15 protein-coding genes are annotated in these 15,998 nt (G+C 72.2%); 8 read left to right on the forward strand and 7 right to left on the reverse strand.

Annotation, left to right across the window (positions count from 1 at the left end):
* The first annotated feature begins 227 nt into the window (after positions 1-227).
* On the forward strand, positions 228-638 hold the full coding sequence (locus tag ACIF80_RS17480; RefSeq protein ID WP_399806112.1) for a PH domain-containing protein: 411 nt from the start codon (positions 228-230) through the stop codon (positions 636-638).
* On the forward strand, positions 635-1,969 hold the full coding sequence (locus ACIF80_RS17485) for a PH domain-containing protein (RefSeq protein ID WP_399805414.1): 1,335 nt from the start codon (positions 635-637) through the stop codon (positions 1,967-1,969). The genes ACIF80_RS17480 and ACIF80_RS17485 overlap by 4 nt, the downstream gene beginning before the upstream one ends.
* 158 nt (positions 1,970-2,127) lie before the next feature.
* Here the strand turns inward: ACIF80_RS17485 and ACIF80_RS17490 are convergent, their stop codons facing one another.
* On the reverse strand, positions 2,128-3,498 hold the full coding sequence (locus tag ACIF80_RS17490) for a hypothetical protein (protein ID WP_399805416.1): 1,371 nt from the start codon (positions 3,496-3,498) through the stop codon (positions 2,128-2,130).
* 678 nt (positions 3,499-4,176) lie between these two features.
* On the opposite strand from ACIF80_RS17490, the gene folP reads away from it, so the two are divergent.
* The 5 genes from folP to ACIF80_RS17515 all read left to right on the forward strand — a co-directional run bounded on the left by folP (position 4,177) and on the right by ACIF80_RS17515 (position 7,459).
* Positions 4,177-5,091 (forward strand): dihydropteroate synthase, encoded by a 915-nt coding sequence (gene folP, locus ACIF80_RS17495; RefSeq protein WP_399805418.1) that lies wholly within the window; start codon positions 4,177-4,179, stop codon positions 5,089-5,091.
* Positions 5,088-5,609: a nuclear transport factor 2 family protein gene (locus tag ACIF80_RS17500; RefSeq protein ID WP_399805420.1), complete on the forward strand. Its 522-nt coding sequence runs from the start codon at positions 5,088-5,090 to the stop codon at positions 5,607-5,609. Before folP ends, ACIF80_RS17500 begins: the two co-directional genes overlap by 4 nt.
* A 326-nt stretch (positions 5,610-5,935) precedes the next feature.
* Positions 5,936-6,295: a dihydroneopterin aldolase gene (gene folB, locus ACIF80_RS17505; RefSeq protein WP_399805422.1), complete on the forward strand. Its 360-nt coding sequence runs from the start codon at positions 5,936-5,938 to the stop codon at positions 6,293-6,295.
* Complete coding sequence (folK, locus tag ACIF80_RS17510; protein WP_399805424.1) at positions 6,292-6,903, forward strand: 2-amino-4-hydroxy-6-hydroxymethyldihydropteridine diphosphokinase; 612 nt, start codon at positions 6,292-6,294, stop codon at positions 6,901-6,903. The genes folB and folK overlap by 4 nt, the downstream gene beginning before the upstream one ends.
* 64 nt (positions 6,904-6,967) lie before the next feature.
* Positions 6,968-7,459 (forward strand): DUF3180 domain-containing protein, encoded by a 492-nt coding sequence (locus tag ACIF80_RS17515; protein WP_399805425.1) that lies wholly within the window; start codon positions 6,968-6,970, stop codon positions 7,457-7,459.
* Positions 7,460-7,466: 7 nt separating this feature from the next.
* On the opposite strand, the gene folE is transcribed toward ACIF80_RS17515, so the two are convergent.
* The 6 genes from folE to dacB form a co-directional block, all read right to left on the reverse strand.
* Entirely contained in the window at positions 7,467-8,072 is a 606-nt protein-coding gene (gene folE, locus ACIF80_RS17520; RefSeq protein ID WP_399805427.1) for a GTP cyclohydrolase I FolE, read from the reverse strand.
* A 147-nt stretch (positions 8,073-8,219) separates the two neighbouring features.
* Positions 8,220-10,259 carry an ATP-dependent zinc metalloprotease FtsH gene (ftsH, locus tag ACIF80_RS17525; RefSeq protein ID WP_399805429.1) on the reverse strand — a complete coding sequence of 680 codons (2,040 nt, stop codon included), beginning with the start codon at positions 10,257-10,259 and terminating at the stop codon, positions 8,220-8,222.
* A gap of 187 nt (positions 10,260-10,446) precedes the next feature.
* Complete coding sequence (hpt, locus tag ACIF80_RS17530; RefSeq protein WP_332429655.1) at positions 10,447-11,007, reverse strand: hypoxanthine phosphoribosyltransferase; 561 nt, start codon at positions 11,005-11,007, stop codon at positions 10,447-10,449.
* A 61-nt stretch (positions 11,008-11,068) separates the two neighbouring features.
* Entirely contained in the window at positions 11,069-12,163 is a 1,095-nt protein-coding gene (tilS, locus tag ACIF80_RS17535) for a tRNA lysidine(34) synthetase TilS (RefSeq protein WP_399805432.1), read from the reverse strand.
* A gap of 273 nt (positions 12,164-12,436) precedes the next feature.
* Positions 12,437-13,588 (reverse strand): zinc-dependent metalloprotease, encoded by a 1,152-nt coding sequence (locus tag ACIF80_RS17540; protein WP_399805434.1) that lies wholly within the window; start codon positions 13,586-13,588, stop codon positions 12,437-12,439.
* Positions 13,589-13,655: 67 nt separating this feature from the next.
* Positions 13,656-15,290, reverse strand: coding sequence for a D-alanyl-D-alanine carboxypeptidase/D-alanyl-D-alanine-endopeptidase (dacB, locus tag ACIF80_RS17545; RefSeq protein WP_399805436.1), 1,635 nt, complete (start codon positions 15,288-15,290; stop codon positions 13,656-13,658).
* 79 nt (positions 15,291-15,369) lie between these two features.
* On the opposite strand from dacB, the gene ACIF80_RS17550 reads away from it, so the two are divergent.
* Entirely contained in the window at positions 15,370-15,861 is a 492-nt protein-coding gene (locus ACIF80_RS17550) for an inorganic diphosphatase (RefSeq protein ID WP_042174359.1), read from the forward strand.
* The last annotated feature ends 137 nt before the right edge of the window (positions 15,862-15,998 follow it).

Here is a 15,998-nt window from a genome sequence, read left to right on the forward strand (position 1 = left end):
CGCACGACGCGGGTACAGCGGGACCGGAACAGCCCGCTGGGGCGACGGCGGCCACGGCGACCACCGGGACGACGACGGGGCCGGCGGGACCGGCGGGACCGGCGGCGGGACCGGCCGCGACGACGGGAGCGGCGGAACCGGTGGTCCTTTCCGGCGCGCCGGCGGCCCCCGGTGGTGAGCCGAAGTGGATCGCGCTGCCGCCGGGGCTGCTGAAGGTGCGCCGGCTGATGCTGGTGGTGTGGCTGGGGCTGCTCACGCTGGCCGCCGGGCTGGTCCCGGGCCTGCTGGCCGGGCCCGCCTGGGCCGCGTTCGCCCTGCTGCCGCTGGCCCTGCTGGTCTGGGGCTGGGTGATGCTGGAGCGCAACTGGCGCTCCTGGCGGTATGCCGAGCGCTCCGACGACCTCCTGATCAGCCGGGGCGTCCTGTGGCGTCAGGAGACGGTCGTGCCGTACGGGCGGATGCAGCTGGTCGAGGTGACGTCCGGGCCCCTCGAACGGCACTTCGGGCTGGCCAGCGTGCAACTGCACACGGCGGCCGCGGCGTCCGACGCCACCATCCCCGGTCTCGTCCCGACCGAGGCGGAACGACTGCGCGACCGGCTCACCGAGCTGGGCGAAGCCCGATCGGCGGGGTTGTGACCGCCTCACAGGCCTCCGAGGCCGTACGCGAGCGGCGGCCCGTGATCGAGCGCCGGCTGCATCCCGTCACGCCGCTCAGGCGGGCGTGGGCGCCCGTCGCGGTCATCATCGGGTGGGCGCTGCACGACCCGGACCAGGCGCAGCGCCAGCTGACCCGGCTGACGACGACCACCCTGCTGATCGGTCTCGGCGTCCTCATCCCGGCCGCCGCCCTCTACGGCTTCCTGACCTGGTGGTTCACCCACTTCGCGGTGACCGACAGCGAACTGCGCATCCGCACCGGGCTGTTGTTCCGGCGTACCGCGCACATCCGGCTGGAGCGGATCCAGGCCATCGACGTCACCCAGCCGCTGCTCGCGCGGGTCGCGGGCGTGTCCAAGCTCAAACTCGACGTCATCGGGACCGACAAGAAGGACGAGCTGGCCTTCCTGGGCGCCGACGACGCCCGCGCGCTGCGTGCCGAACTGCTCGCACGGGCGGCCGGTTTCGCACCCGAGACGGCGCACGAGGTGGGTGAGGCTCCGTCCCGGCAGCTGCTGCGCGTGCCGCCCGGCGTCCTCGCCCTCTCCCTCGTGCTCACCGGCGCGACCTGGATCTGGCTGATCGTCGCCGCCGTCGCGCTGCCGCTGCTGTGGATGGCCACCCACAGCCTGTGGACACTCCTCGCCGCCGCCGTCCCGGTGATCGGCGCGGCGGGCGCGAGCAGCGTCGGCCGGTTCGTCACCGAGTACGACTGGACCCTGGGCGAGTCGCCCGACGGGCTGCGGATCGACCACGGGCTCCTCGACCGGGTGCACGAGACGGTGCCACCGGGGCGGGTGCAGACCGTGCGGATCGTGGAGCCGCTGCTGTGGCGGCGCCGGGGCTGGGTGCGGGTGGAGCTCGACGTGGCGGGCTCGTCCAACTCCCTGCTGCTGCCGGTCGCTCCGCGCGAGATCGCCGAATCCGTCGTCGCGCGGGTACTGCCCGGCGTCGGCGTGCCGTCGCACACGGAACTGTCCCGGCCGCCGCGGCGCGCGCGGTGGTGCATGCCGGTGTGGTGGCGCGGCTACGGACTCGCCGTCACCGGCACCGTGTTCGCCGCGCGGCACGGCCGGCTGACCCGGACCGTCGCGCTGGTGCCGCACGCCAAGGTGCAGAGCGTACGGCTGTCCCAGGGGCCCTGGGAGCGCGCCCGGGGTGTCGCGGACGTCCATGTGGACACCGGGGCCAACAAGTCCGTGACGGCCCGGTTCCGGGACGCCGACGAGGCGGCGGAGCTGCTGCGGGCCCAGGCGGAACGGTCCCGGACCGGCCGCCGGGACGCCCGCCCGGACCGGTGGATGGCCTGACCCGGGTGCCGGGCGTCCGGCGTCCGGGCCGGCCACGCGAGCGGGGTCCCGCACGTCTCCCGTGCGGGACCCCGCTCGCGTGGCTCCGTTCGCGTGGCCCCGTTCGCCGTGTGACTGACCTGCCGTGCGGCCGGGCCTGCCGTGTGTTCTCCCGGGCCTCAGGAGACCGCGCTGCGCAGTCCCTTCGTGCCGTTCTCTGTCCCGGCCTCTGCCTCCTCGTCGGCCGGCTCCGGCTCGTCGTGCGCCGTCAGGTCGATGACCTGGCCGACGCCCCGCGCGTCCTCGGCCGGCCCGAACTCCGGATCGGCCCCGGCCCCGTGCGGGGCCGGTCCCTCCTCCTCGGCCTCGTCGGCGGCCTCCGCCTCGTTCTGCGTACCGAAGAAGTCGAAGGTGCCGTCGGACACCGGGCGCCGCACGGGCTCGGTGGGCGGTACCACCGCGACCGCGGTCGGCACGGTGAAGTGCCCGGCGGGCCGCCGCACGGAACTGCCGGGCGAGGCCGACGGAGCGGGCAGGGTGGACTGGGTCGGCTGCTCGGGCGTGGTGTCGGTCTCCGAGCCGGAGGAGGCGGTCGTGCGCCCGTGCTCGGCAACCGCCCGGGACCGCCCCTCCGCCCCGCCCTCCTGCGGCGGCTGCGGCTTCCTCGCCCTGGGGGGCTCGGGGCCGTCGTCCTCGGGAGTGCCGCCGCTCCGGGGGGACCCTGCGGTGTTCCCGGGCCGGGTGTCCTCCCCCGCGGACGCGGAGTCACCTCCCTTTGCCGGGTGGCCGCCCTGAGGGGTGCCGGCGTCGGTCGGCACATCGTCGGCCGTCGTCTCCGCGGCCTCCATGGCCTCCGCGTCGGACACCTCGGTCGTGTCGGCTGCGTCCGTCGTGGCGGCGGCCTCGGTGACGTCCCGCGCGGGGCGGTCGTCCCCCTTGCCGTCGGCGGCGAGCCGTGCCAGTGCCGCGTCGGCCCGCAGGAACAGCGCGGACCCCGCCGGCGAGAAGACCTGGGGAGCCGCGGGCCGCCCGGCCTTCTTCCCGCCGTCCGCGGATGTCTCGGACCCGGGCGCCCCGGGCTCGGACGCGGTCGTCGTCCCGTCCTCGGGTCCGCCCTCGGTCCTGGCCGCCGGCACGGTCGCCTCGTCGGCGGGCACGGCACCGGACCCGGGGGCCGACGGTCCCGCCGTCAACGCGCGGGCCGGGACCGCCGCCTCGATCTCGAGCACCCGGCGTTCCTCCAGGACCGTCGCCCGGTCGGCCTCCGCCGCGGCGTACCGCCTGAGCAGTGCCGCGTGCTCGTTGCGCAGCCCGGCCAGCTCCGTGCGCTTGGCGCGCAGCCGGTGCTCCAGCTTGAGGCGCAGTTCGCGCGACTCCTCGAGGTCGGATTCCAGTTCGGCGACCCGTTCCTCGAAACGCCACTCGTCACTGGCACGCGCGCGCGTGAGGTCGGCGACCTGTTTGCCGGCCTGGGCGTCCCAGTGCCGCATGACGACCGCGCCGAGGACCGCCACGGCCGCCGCGGCAGCGGCCAGGAGGCGAAGCGTCATCGGTTGTGTGAACACCCAGGGCCCCAGGGCGCAGACGAGCGAGACGCCTGCGATCGCCGACGGGGGCAACATCCTGTGCAGGGGCGGGGAATGACGGTGACGTCCACGTGGCATGGCCAGAAACTTACCGCGCGTAGGCGAATGTTGGAGCCCCGCCCCGTAAAAACAAAGCCGCACCGGGGCTTTCACAGGGCATCGGGGAACTCCGCCGAACCGTGAATAGACCCACGCCGCAATTATCAAGATCATTTTCTGGGCGGGAAACCGGTTCGGTTACCTCCCCGCCTCTCACCGGACCGCCTCCCGCACCGGCAGCGAGCCCGCCCCGAGCCGGGCCCGGGCCCGTCCCGCACCGCCCTTCCGGCATCCACCGATCCACTCGGGCTTCCGCCCGAAAAAACCTACTCCTGGGTAAGGAAGTCGTACCCGAGACGTACCCGAGTCGCGTCCCAAGACGTCCCCGTCCCGCCCCGCCGCTTTCCGGGATGTCCGGCGAGATCCGGATACGCCCACCGGTCATCTCGCGCCCGCCGGAAATACCGGGTCGCAGTCCGGCTCCGGGACTCCGGTCTCCCGGGCCCGGGTCACGAGATCCCGGAGCAGGCTTCCGGCCGCGCCCCCGCGCGTCCCCCCGGATCCAAGTGCTTCCGGGCCCCGTCCTGGGCCTACGCTGAACATATGAGCAATAGGAGCGGACACCTTCACGTCTCGGGCCTTCCCCACTGGGGCCGCTGCGCGGTCATGGGCGTCGTGAACGTGACGCCCGACTCCTTCTCCGACGGCGGCCGCTGGTTCGACACGACGACCGCCGTCAAGCGCGGCCTCGACCTGGTCGCCCAGGGCGCCGACCTGATCGACGTCGGCGGCGAGTCCACCCGCCCCGGCGCCACGCGGGTGGACGAGGCCGAGGAACTCAAGCGCGTCATCCCCGTGGTCCGGGGGCTCGCCTCCGAGGGCGTCACGATCTCCGTCGACACCATGCGCGCCTCCGTCGCCGAGCAGTCCCTCGCGGCGGGCGCCGCGCTCGTCAACGACGTCAGCGGCGGTCTCTCCGACCCCGGCATGATCCCCGTGGTCGCCGACGCCGGCGCCCCCTTCGTCGTCATGCACTGGCGCGGCCTGCTGAAGGGCGACAACGTGAAAGGCACGTACGACGACGTCGTCACCGAGGTCGTCGACGAACTCCGCGCGCGCGTGGACGTCGTACTGGAGGGCGGTATCGCCGCCGACCGCGTGATCGTCGACCCCGGGCTCGGCTTCTCCAAGGGAGCCGACCACGACCTCGCCCTCCTGGCCCGTCTCGACCGGCTCCGGGCGCTCGGTCACCCGCTGCTCGTGGCCGCGTCCCGCAAGAGGTTCCTCGGCCACGTCCTGGCCGGCCCGGACGGCGCGCCCCCACCCGCCCGGGAGCGTGACGCGGCGACCGCCGCCGTCTCCGCCCTCGCCGCCCAGGGCGGCGCCTGGGCGGTCCGCGTGCACGAGGTGCGCGCCACCGCGGACGCCGTACGGGTCGCCCATGCCGTCGAGAGGGCGCGTATCCCGGACGGCACGCCCCCCGCGTCCGGCGCGCGCGGTGCCGAGGGGACCCGGTGAGCGCCCCGCACACCGATGTCGAGCAGGTCGAAGCCACCAACGCCGCCTTCTACGAGGCGCTCGAGCAGGGCGATTTCGAAGAGGTCGCGTCGCTCTGGCTGACCCCGGCCGACCTGGGCGTCGACGAGACCTACCACGACCCGGCGGACGCCGGCGTGATCTCCTGCGTGCACCCCGGCTGGCCGGTGCTCACGGGACGCGGCGAGGTGCTCCGGTCGTACGCCCTGATCATGGCGAACACCGACTACATCCAGTTCTTCCTCACCGACGTGCACGTCTCCGTCACGGGCGACACCGCCGTCGTGACCTGCACCGAGAACATCCTCAGCGGCGGCCCCGCCCCGGAGGCCGGCGAGGAGCTCGGCCCCCTGCTCGGCCAGCTGGTCGTCGCCACCAACGTGTACCGCCGCACCCCCGCGGGCTGGAAGCTCTGGTCCCACCACGCCTCCCCCGTCCTCGCCGAGAACGACGAGAGCGAGGACTCCGAGGCCCCCGACGACGCCGAACCCCCCTCCTGAGCGGACAGGCCGACCGCCGGACCGGTCCGCTCCGGTCACGGGACCGGCCGGACCCGCCTGATCACAGCACCCGGCCGGACCCCGTCGTTCCCCTTCCCCGTCCGGGAAGTGATTGGCGCCACCCCCGTGCGGGTAGGGGTCGCTACCTGTCCGTGAGCCCCGGGCCTTCCCGGGGAAAACGCACGGTGAAACCTCCCGGCACGAATCGGACCCGCCCCCCTCGGGGTCCGCCCGGTCGGTACCCGCGGGTAAATTCGACTCAGGCAAGGGTGCCGTCCGCACACGGCGCCGACCGGCCGGACCGACGACTGCAGGAGTGGATTCATGTGGATCGTGTCGCGCTGCACGGCCTGAGGGCCCGCGGGCACCACGGTGTGTTCCCCAAGGAACGCGAAGAGGGCCAGACCTTCATCGTGGACCTGGTCCTCGGCCTGGACATCCGGCCGGCCGCGGCCCACGACGACCTGACGAGGACCGTGCACTACGGCATCGTGGCGGAGGAGGTCGTGGCGGTCGTCCAGGGCGAGCCCGTCAACCTCATCGAGACGCTCGCCGAGCGCATCGCACAGGTCTGCCTCAAGCACGACGTGGTCCAGGAGGTCGAGGTCCGCGTCCACAAGCCGGACGCGCCGATCACCGTGCCCTTCGACGACGTGACCATCACCATCATCCGGAGCCGCGCATGACCAGGCCGTCCACCCAGGGCCACACCGACCCGACCGTTCAGCCCGTTCCCGCCTCCGTGGTCGAACGGGTGGACGCCGCCGACGCCACCCTGCACAACCCGAAGCGGGCCGTCGTGTCCCTGGGCGCCAACCTCGGCAACCGGCTGGAGACCCTCCAGGGGGCCGTCGACGCCCTGGAGGACACCCCCGGCATCCGGGTCAAGGCGGTTTCGCCCGTGTACGAGACGGAGCCGTGGGGCGTCGAGCCCGGCAGCCAGCCCTCGTACTTCAACGCGGTCGTGGTCCTGAGGACCACCCTGCCCCCGTCCTCCCTGCTGGAGCGGGCCCACGCGGTCGAGGAGGCCTTTCACCGGGTGCGCGACGAGCGCTGGGGCCCGCGCACCCTGGACGTGGACATCGTCTCCTACGCGGACCTTCTCTCCGACGACCCGCAGCTGACCCTCCCCCACCCCCGCGCCCACGAACGCGCCTTCGTGCTGATCCCCTGGCACGACGCCGACCCCGAGGCCGAACTTCCCGGACACGGACCCGTCGCCGCCCTGCTGGACACGGTCGCCCGGGAGGGCGTCACGCCCCGCGACGACCTGGAACTCCGGCTGCCCGAGTAGCCGTTAAGGTCGACAGGACCGCACACCGGGGCACCGGGGGAACCGAAGGGACACCGAGGACACCGTGAGAGAGCTGCGCATCAGGGTGCTGGTCGGCGTCTTCGTCGTGGCCGGCATCCTGTCCTGGGCCGGCGCCCGCCTCTGGAACTCCCTCGGCACCCTGCCGAGCGTTCCGCTGGCCGCACCCGTCGTCCTCGCCCTGATCGCCGTGGTCCTCACGGCCACGGCTCTGTCCCTGCGCGCCCGCCTCAAGGACCAGCGCGAGCGCCGCCCCGGGGCCAAGGGCGTCGACCCGATGATGGCGGCCCGCGCGGTCGTCTTCGGCCAGGCCAGCGCCCTGGTCGCCGCCCTCGTCGCCGGGATGTACGGCGGCACCGGCGTCTTCCTCCTGGAGTCCCTCGACATCCCCGCCCGCCGCGACCAGGCCATCTACGCGGGAGCCTCGGTCGTGGCGGGGATCGCCGTCATAGCGGCGGCCCTCTTCCTGGAGCGCGTCTGCAAGCTCCCGGAGGACGACGAGGACCACCACGGCAGAGGCACGGCCCCGGCCGCCTGACGCCCGCTCAGCGCGCCATGATCAGGCTCATCGCCTCGTTGCGCGTCGTCGCGTCCCGCAGTTGCCCGCGCACGGCCGACGTGAGGGTCTTCGCGCCGGGCTTGCGGATGCCCCGCATCGACATGCACATGTGCTCGCACTCGATCACCACGATCACCCCGCGCGGCTCCAGGATCTCCATCAGGGAGTCCGCGATCTGGGTGGTGAGTCGTTCCTGCACCTGCGGGCGCCGGGCGTAGACGTCCACGAGCCGGGCCAGCTTGGACAGCCCCGTGATCTTTCCGCTGGTGGCCGGGATGTACCCGACGTGGGCCACACCGCGGAACGGCACCAGATGGTGCTCGCAGGTCGAGTACACCTCGATGTCCTTCACCAGCACCATCTCGTCGTGGCCGATGTCGAACGTCGTGGTCAGCACGTCCTCGGGCTTCTGCCACAGGCCCGCGAATATCTCCCTGTACGCCCTCGCCACCCGGGCCGGCGTCTCCTGCAGGCCCTCCCGGTCGGGGTCCTCGCCGACCGCGATCAGCAGTTCGCGTACGGCGTTCTCGGCCCGCTTCTCGTCGAACTCGCCGAAGGTGGCCTCGCCGTCCAGCGTCACGGGGTCGGTCATGTAGTGCCTCGTTCCTGTGCCTGCGCGCGCGCCGGAGGGACGCGTCCTCAACTGCGGATACACAAACAAATGCCGCGCCCCCCAGGCTAGAACCTGGGGGGCGCGGCATCCATTCCGGGCCCGGTGGGACACCACCGGGGGGGCCGGTCAGCTCTCGGGACGGTCCTCCGGAGCCGGCTCGGGCACCGGATTGGGCTCCACGACGGTGCTCTTCACGGTCGAGATGGCCGGCGTCGCGCCGTTCGCCCCGTTCGTCAGTGCCAGCTCCTTGGGGGAGAGCACCGGCGGGCGGGTGGACGGCGTACGGCGGGAGGATCCGGTCCAGGCGGGCCTGGCCGGACGCTTGACGATCGACGCGAAGACCTCGGCGATCTCCTCCTTGCCCAGCGTCTCCCGCTCGAGGAGCGCGAGGACCAGGTTGTCGAGGACGTCCCGGTTCTCGACCAGGATCTCCCACGCCTCGTTGTGCGCGGTCTCGATGAGCTTCTTGACCTCTTCGTCGACCAGCGCGGCGATCTCTTCCGAGTAGTCGCGCTGGTGACCCATCTCACGCCCGAGGAACGGCTCGGTGTTGTCGCCGCCGAACTTGATCGCGCCCAGACGCTCGGTCATGCCGTACTGCGTGACCATCGCGCGGGCCAGACCGGTGGCCTTCTCGATGTCGTTGGCCGCACCGGTGGTCGGGTCGTGGAAGACGAGCTCCTCGGCCGCGCGGCCGCCCAGCATGTAGGCCAGCTGGTCCAGCATCTCGTTGCGCGTGGTGGAGTACTTGTCCTCGTCCGGCAGCACCATCGTGTAGCCGAGGGCACGGCCCCTCGACAGGATCGTGATCTTGTGGACGGGGTCGGCGTTCGGGGAGGCCGCCGCGACCAGGGCGTGTCCGCCCTCGTGGTACGCGGTGATCTTCTTCTCCTTGTCCGACATGATCCGGCTCCGCTTCTGCGGGCCCGCGACCACTCGGTCGATCGCCTCGTCCAGCATGTGATTGTCGATCAGCTTCTGATCGCTGCGCGCGGTCAGGAGCGCGGCCTCGTTCAGCACGTTGGCCAGGTCGGCACCCGTCATGCCGGGGGTGCGGCGGGCGACGGCCGACAGGTCGACGTCCGGAGCGACCGGCTTGCCCTTCTGGTGGACCTTGAGGATCTCCAGCCTGCCCTGCATGTCCGGGCGGTCGACCGCGATCTGGCGGTCGAAACGGCCGGGACGCAGCAGAGCCGGGTCGAGGATGTCGGGCCGGTTCGTGGCGGCGATGAGGATCACGCCGCCCTTCACGTCGAAGCCGTCCATCTCGACGAGGAGCTGGTTCAGCGTCTGCTCGCGCTCGTCGTGACCACCGCCGAGGCCGGCACCGCGATGGCGGCCGACCGCGTCGATCTCGTCGACGAAGACGATCGCCGGAGCATTGGCCTTGGCCTGCTCGAACAGGTCACGGACCCGGGAGGCACCGACACCGACGAACATCTCGACGAAGTCGGAACCGGAGATCGAGTAGAAGGGGACCCCGGCCTCCCCCGCGACGGCACGCGCGAGCAGGGTCTTGCCGGTACCGGGCGGGCCGTACAGCAGCACACCCTTGGGGATCTTCGCCCCGACGGCCTGGAACTTCGCGGGCTCCTGCAGGAACTCCTTGATCTCGTGGAGTTCCTCGACCGCTTCGTCCGATCCGGCGACGTCGGAGAACGTCGTCTTCGGCGTGTCCTTGGTGATGAGCTTCGCCTTGGACTTGCCGAACTGCATGACGCGGGAGCCGCCGCCCTGCATCTGGTTCATCAGGAACAGGAAGACCACGACGATGAGGACGAAGGGCAGCAGCGACAGCAGAATGCTCACGAACGGGTTCTGCTTCGACGGCGAGACCGTGTAGCCGTCCGGGATCTGCTTGTTCTGGAACTTGTCCTGCAGCGTGTTGGCGATGGTGACGCCCTGGTCACCGATGTAGCTCGCCTGGATCTTCGAGCTGTCCTTGACCTTTTCGTCGCCCTTGAGCTGGACCTTGATGATCTGCTCGTCGCCGGTGGTCAGCTTGGCCGACTCGACTTTGTTCTCGTTGATCGCCTGGACGACCTCGCCGGTGTCCACCGTCTTGTAGCCGCCGGAAGAGCCGACGACCTGCATCAACACGACCACGGCGAGGACGGCCAGCACGATCCACATGACCGGCCCACGGAAGTATCGCTTCACGTCCATCCATACGGAGCGGTGCCGCCCCGTCCCTCCTGCCATAGTGAGTTTGATAAAGACTGTTCTTCGGACGGTACCCCAGCATTGCCCCCCGAAGCTGCGAGGGACAGCCGGCATTCGCGTCCACGCATGCTCCAACGGCGCGGACGCCGCCGGGGTTCCCGATCACCTACGGTGTCGCGGCCGCGATTGCTCAGCCGCCGTAGACGTGGGGCGCGAGCGTACCCACGAACGGGATGTTGCGGTACTTCTCGGCGTAGTCGAGGCCGTAGCCGACGACGAACTCGTTGGGGATGTCGAAACCGACCCATTCCACGTCGATGTTGACCTTGGCGGCCTCGGGCTTGCGCAGGAGCGTGCACACCTTGAGGGAGGCAGGCTCGCGCGAGCCGAGGTTGGAGATCAGCCACGACAGGGTCAGGCCGGAGTCGATGATGTCCTCGACGATCAGGACGTGCTTCCCCTTGATGTCGGTGTCGAGGTCCTTGAGGATCCGTACCACACCGGAGGACTGGGTCCCCGCCCCGTACGAGGATACGGCCATCCAGTCCATCGTGACCGGGGTGGACAGCGCCCGCGCGAGGTCGGCCATGACCATCACCGCGCCCTTGAGGACACCGACGATCAGCAGTTCCTTGTCCGCGTACTCCGCGTCGATCTTCGCGGCCAGCTCGGCCAGCTTGGCGTCGATCTCTTCCTTGGTGATGAGCACCTTCTCGAGGTCGGCACCCATGTCTTTCGCGTCCACCCGCATCACTTTCGGTCGTCCCAGCGGCTGTCCCGTACCGTCCGCGGCTCTGCCGAGGATACGTTTTTCAGCCTTGCCGAATCACCAGTCTGCCACCCTGGCGACGGGCCACGACTCGGCCGGGGAGATTGATGGCCCCCTGGCCGCGCCAGCCGGTGATCAGCCGGTCGATCTCCTCGATGTGCCGGGCGAACAGCGAACCGGCCGGGGCTCCCGCGTCGATGGCCGCGCGGCGCAGCACACGGCGGCGCACGGCGGGCGGGAGGGCGTGCAGCCCCGCGCACTCCAGCCGGCCGTCGGCGTCGCGGACGCCGGCCTCGGCCCGGCCGGCCCAGGCGTCGAGGGCGTCGGCGTCGTCGCGGGAGAGCTGGGCCGTCCGGGCGAGTGCCTCGACGACTCCCTTGCCGAGGGCCTTCTCCAGGGCGGGCAGGCCCTCGTGGCGCAGCCGGGAGCGGGTGTAGGCGGGATCGGTGTTGTGCGGGTCGTCCCATACGGGGAGGGACTGCGCCATGCACGCCTTGCGGGCCGTCTGCCGGTCGAGCCGCAGGAAGGGCCTGCGGTAACGGCCGGCGGCTCCCGAGACCGCGGCCATCCCGGACAGGGAGCGGATGCCGGAGCCGCGGGCGAGCCCCAGCAGGACGGTCTCGGCCTGGTCGTCGCGGGTGTGGCCGAGCAGGACGGCGGCGGCCCCGTACCGTTCGGCGGCGGCGTCGAGGGCGCCGTAACGGGCGTCGCGGGCGGCGGCCTCGGGTCCACCGTCGCGGCCGACGGTGACGGCGACGGACTCGACGGGGTCGAGGCCCAGCCCGCGCAGGCGCAGGGTCACTTCGGCGGCCCGCAGGTCGGAGCCGGCCTGGAGGCCGTGGTCGACGGTGACACCGCCGGCGCGCACGCCGAGGCGAGGGGCCTCGAAGGCGAGGGCGGAGGCGAGCGCCATGGAGTCGGCACCGCCGGAGCAGGCCACGAGCACGAGCGGGGACGGTTCACGCTCACGCGGGGCGTCGGGGATACGGCCGGGCTCGCCGGGCCCACCGGGGGGCCGGCCGTGTTCGCCGGGGTTTCGGGTGTGTTCGGCGGCGTTTCGGGTGTGTTCGTCGAGGATGTCGTGGAGTACGCGGCGGACCGCCAGGCGTATCGCCGCGACCGCAGGATGGGGACCCATGTCCGGTTCCCTTCATGAAGTTTTCGGGGGGGTGAGCCCGAGATCGGTCACTCAGAGTGTGTAGATGGTGACAGAGAAGGGGCGTTCACCGAGCATTGCACGCCTACTCTTCGCTCACGGTCCCTCGGACGGGTGATTGAGGGCCCGTCCGCCGGATTCACTCCATGTCGTCCCATGTCGCCCTGTTCGCAACCCCGTTACCGGGCCTCGGGCCGCCCCGTACCCGCGCGGCGCACGCCCGGCGTTCGGGTGCACACGCGGCGCACGCTCGATTCACGCCTCCGGTTTGCGGTGCACACGGGTGATCCACTCCGCGGGCTTGGCGATCTCCGCCTTGGTGGGGAGGGTGTTGGGCGAGGTCCACACCCGGTTGAAGCCGTCCATGCCGACCTCCTCGACCACCGCGCGGACGAAGCGTTCGCCGTCGCGGTACTGGCGGAGCTTGGCGTCCAGGCCGAGCAGTTTGCGCAGGGCCAGGTCCAGGCGGGAGGCGCCCTTCGCGCGGCGCTGCTGGAACTTCTCGCGGATCTCGGCGACGCTCGGCACGACCTCGGGCCCGACGCCGTCCATCACGAAGTCGGCGTGTCCCTCCAGCAGGGACATCACGGCCGTGAGCCGGCCGAGGATCTCCCGCTGGGTGGGGGTCTGCACGAGTTCGACGAAGGAGCGCCCGTCGTCCTCGTCCTCCTCGCCCTCGGGCCGGCCGCCGGCGAAGGACTGGACGGCCTGACGGACCCGCTCCAGGACGGTCATGGGATCGACGTCGGTCTCCCCCAGGAACGACTGGATCTCGCCCTGCATGTGGTCGCGCAGCCAGGGCACGGCGGTGAACTGGGTGCGGTGGGTCTCCTCGTGCAGGCACACCCACAGCCGGAAGTCGTGCGGGTCCACGTCGAGTTCGCGTTCCACGTGGACGATGTTGGGGGCGACGAGCAGCAGCCTGCCCCCGCCGTTCGGCGCGCCGGACGGGCCGCCGGCCGGCAGGTCGCGGGTGGCGGGGGCGAAGGTCTCGTACTGGCCGAGGACGCGGGAGGCCAGGAAGGACAGCAGCATGCCGACCTCGACGCCGGTGACCTTGCCGCCGACGGTGCCGAGGAGGGCCCCGCCGGGCGAGGTGCCGCGCCGCTCCTGCATCTTGTCGAGGAGCGGCTTGAGCAGTTCGCGGAAGCCCGCGACGTTGGCCCGGACCCAGCCGGGACGGTCGACGACGAGGACGGGGGTGTCGTGCGTCTCGTCGGTGCCCAGCCGGGTGAAGCCCCGCACGTGCGTCTCGGACACCTTCGCGTACTTGCGCAGCTCCGTGACGACGGCCCTGGCCTCGTCACGGCTCACATCGGGGCCCGGCCGCATGAGCCGGGTCGCGGTCGTGACCGCGAGATCCCAGTCGACCATCCCGGAAGAGGCAGCACCACCGAAACTCGTCATGCTGCAACGGTACGTGAGGAGCGTGGCGCGGGGCAGGGCGGCGAGACAGCCGGCCAAAGGCCGGAGGTCACCGGCAGCCGCACGCCGCCAGGGCCGTGGCCGCCTTGTCCAGGGCCGCCTGGGCCGCCGTCGGGTCGGTGGTGCCGGTCGTCAGGAAGGCGAAGGCGAGCAGCCGGCCCTCCCGGTCGACGACCGTCCCCGCCAGGGCGTTGACGCCGGTGAGGGTGCCCGTCTTGGCCCGTACGACGCCGGCCGCGCCGTCGGCGTAGCGGCCGGTGAGGGTGCCGGTGAAGCCGGCGACGGGCAGGCCGGTGAGGACCGGGCGCAGCTCCGGGTGGGCGGGGTCGCCGGACTTCACGAGCAGCGCGGTGAGCAGGCCGGTGGTGAGCCGGTTGCCGCGGTCGAGGCCGCTGCCGTCCTTGAACGCGGCCCCCTTCAGCGGGACCCCGAGCTTCTGGAGCTGGGCGCGGACGGCGGCGGAGGCGCCCGCGAAGTCGGCCCGTCCGCCGGTCGCGATCGCGGTCCGGCGGGCGAGGGCCTCGGCGAGGTCGTTGTCGCTGTGGGTGAGCATCCGTTCGACCAGGGTGGCGAGCGGGGGCGAGGAGACCGTGGCGAGGGTGCCGGCACGGGTGGTGGACTTCGACGGGCCGGGGGGCGTGGCCTTGATGCCGTGGTCCTTCAGGAGGGCGCCGAACTTCCGCGCCGCGTCGGCTGCGGGGTCGGCGACGCGGTCCGCGGGGCCGCTGACGGAGTCGTCGCGGCGGGCCTCGTCGGCCATCAGGGGGGTGAGGGCGGCGAGGTTGGGGTTGACCCCGATCGGGTGCCGTTCGCCGCCCGTGTAGAGGGTGGTGTCGTACGACAGGGTCACCTCGCGCACGCCGCGTTCGGCGAGGGCGGCGGCGGTGCGGCCGGCGAGGTCCCGCAGGCTGGCCGAGCCGGTGGGGTTCTTCTTGCGGGCGGTGAGGGTGGGATCGCCGCCGCCGACGAGGATGACCTCTTTCGTGTCGGGTTCGAAGGTGGCGCGGGTGGTCAGGCGGTGGTCGGGGCCGAGCGCGGTGAGGACGGCGACCGCGGTGGCGATCTTCGTGGTGGAGGCGGGGGTGAGGGCGGCGCCGGCGTCGTCGCCGTACACGTTCCTGCCGGTGGACACGTCGACCACGGAGGCGGAGAGGTCGCCGAGCGCCGGGGACTTCAGCAGCGGGGCGAGGGTGCCGGTGAGGGCCTTGCCGCCGGGCGCCGACTTCACGGTGGTGGCGCCGCCGCCGAGGCCGGTGAGCACGGAGGGGGCGCTGGGGGCCGTACGGGGGCCGCGGGGCGGTGTACCGGCGTTGCCGCGGGTGCCGCCGTGATCTGTGCCACGCGTGGCCTCCATGGCCACGGCCCGGTCCTGCTCGGCCGTACGCTGACCCGTGGAGTCCCAGGGACCGGCGGCGGTCACCACTCCTGCGGCCAGCACCGTCCCGGCGGTGGCCGCGACCACGGTGAACCGCCAGGCCCCCGGCCAGGTTCCCGGCCGGGCCACCGACCGCGTGATCCGTGGCCCGGCGGCCGTGGCGGCACCCGCGGGACGACTCGGCCGCAACCGCGCCAGACGCGGCCGGACAGCCGCCGCGGTCCGTGCCAGACGGGGTCGTACGGCGTCCGCGAACCGTGCCACATGCGGTCTCGCGGCCCGCCAAGGCCTCAGCTCCGGCACGACCACCAGCCCCTTTCGCGATCACACACCTGCGTGAGGGACACTTAACCACCAGAACTATGTGCTGATCATGGAGGAGCCACCGGTGGAGTTCGACGTCACGATCGAGATCCCGAAGGGTTCGCGGAACAAGTACGAGGTGGACCACGAGACGGGTCGGATCCGTTTGGACCGTCGACTCTTCACCTCGACCGCCTACCCGACCGACTACGGCTTCGTCGAGAACACTCTCGGCGAGGACGGCGACCCGCTGGACGCGCTGGTCATTCTCGACGAGCCGACGTTCCCGGGCTGTCTGATCCGCTGCCGCGCGATCGGCATGTTCCGGATGACGGACGAGGCCGGCGGCGACGACAAGCTGCTGTGCGTCCCGTCGACGGACCCGCGCGTGGAGCACCTGCGGGACATCCACCACGTGTCGGAGTTCGACCGTCTGGAGATCCAGCACTTCTTCGAGGTCTACAAGGACCTGGAGCCGGGCAAGTCGGTCGAGGGCGCCAACTGGGTCGGCCGGACGGACGCCGAGATCGAGATCGAGCGGTCCTACAAGCGTTTCAAGGAGACGGGCGGCCACTGAGCCCCCGCCGCACGAGACGCCGGGCCGGGGCCCCCCCCCCGGGGGGGGGCCCCGGGCCCGGGGGGTGGGAAGAGAAAGCCCGCGGGGGGCGGGGCCGGCGCCCGCCCGGGGGCCGGGTGAGAGGGGAGGGACGAGCG

Origin of the sequence: Streptomyces sp. NPDC085927, assembly GCF_044540975.1 — a bacterium.
Classification (GTDB): Bacteria; Actinomycetota; Actinomycetes; order Streptomycetales; family Streptomycetaceae; genus Streptomyces; species Streptomyces hirsutus.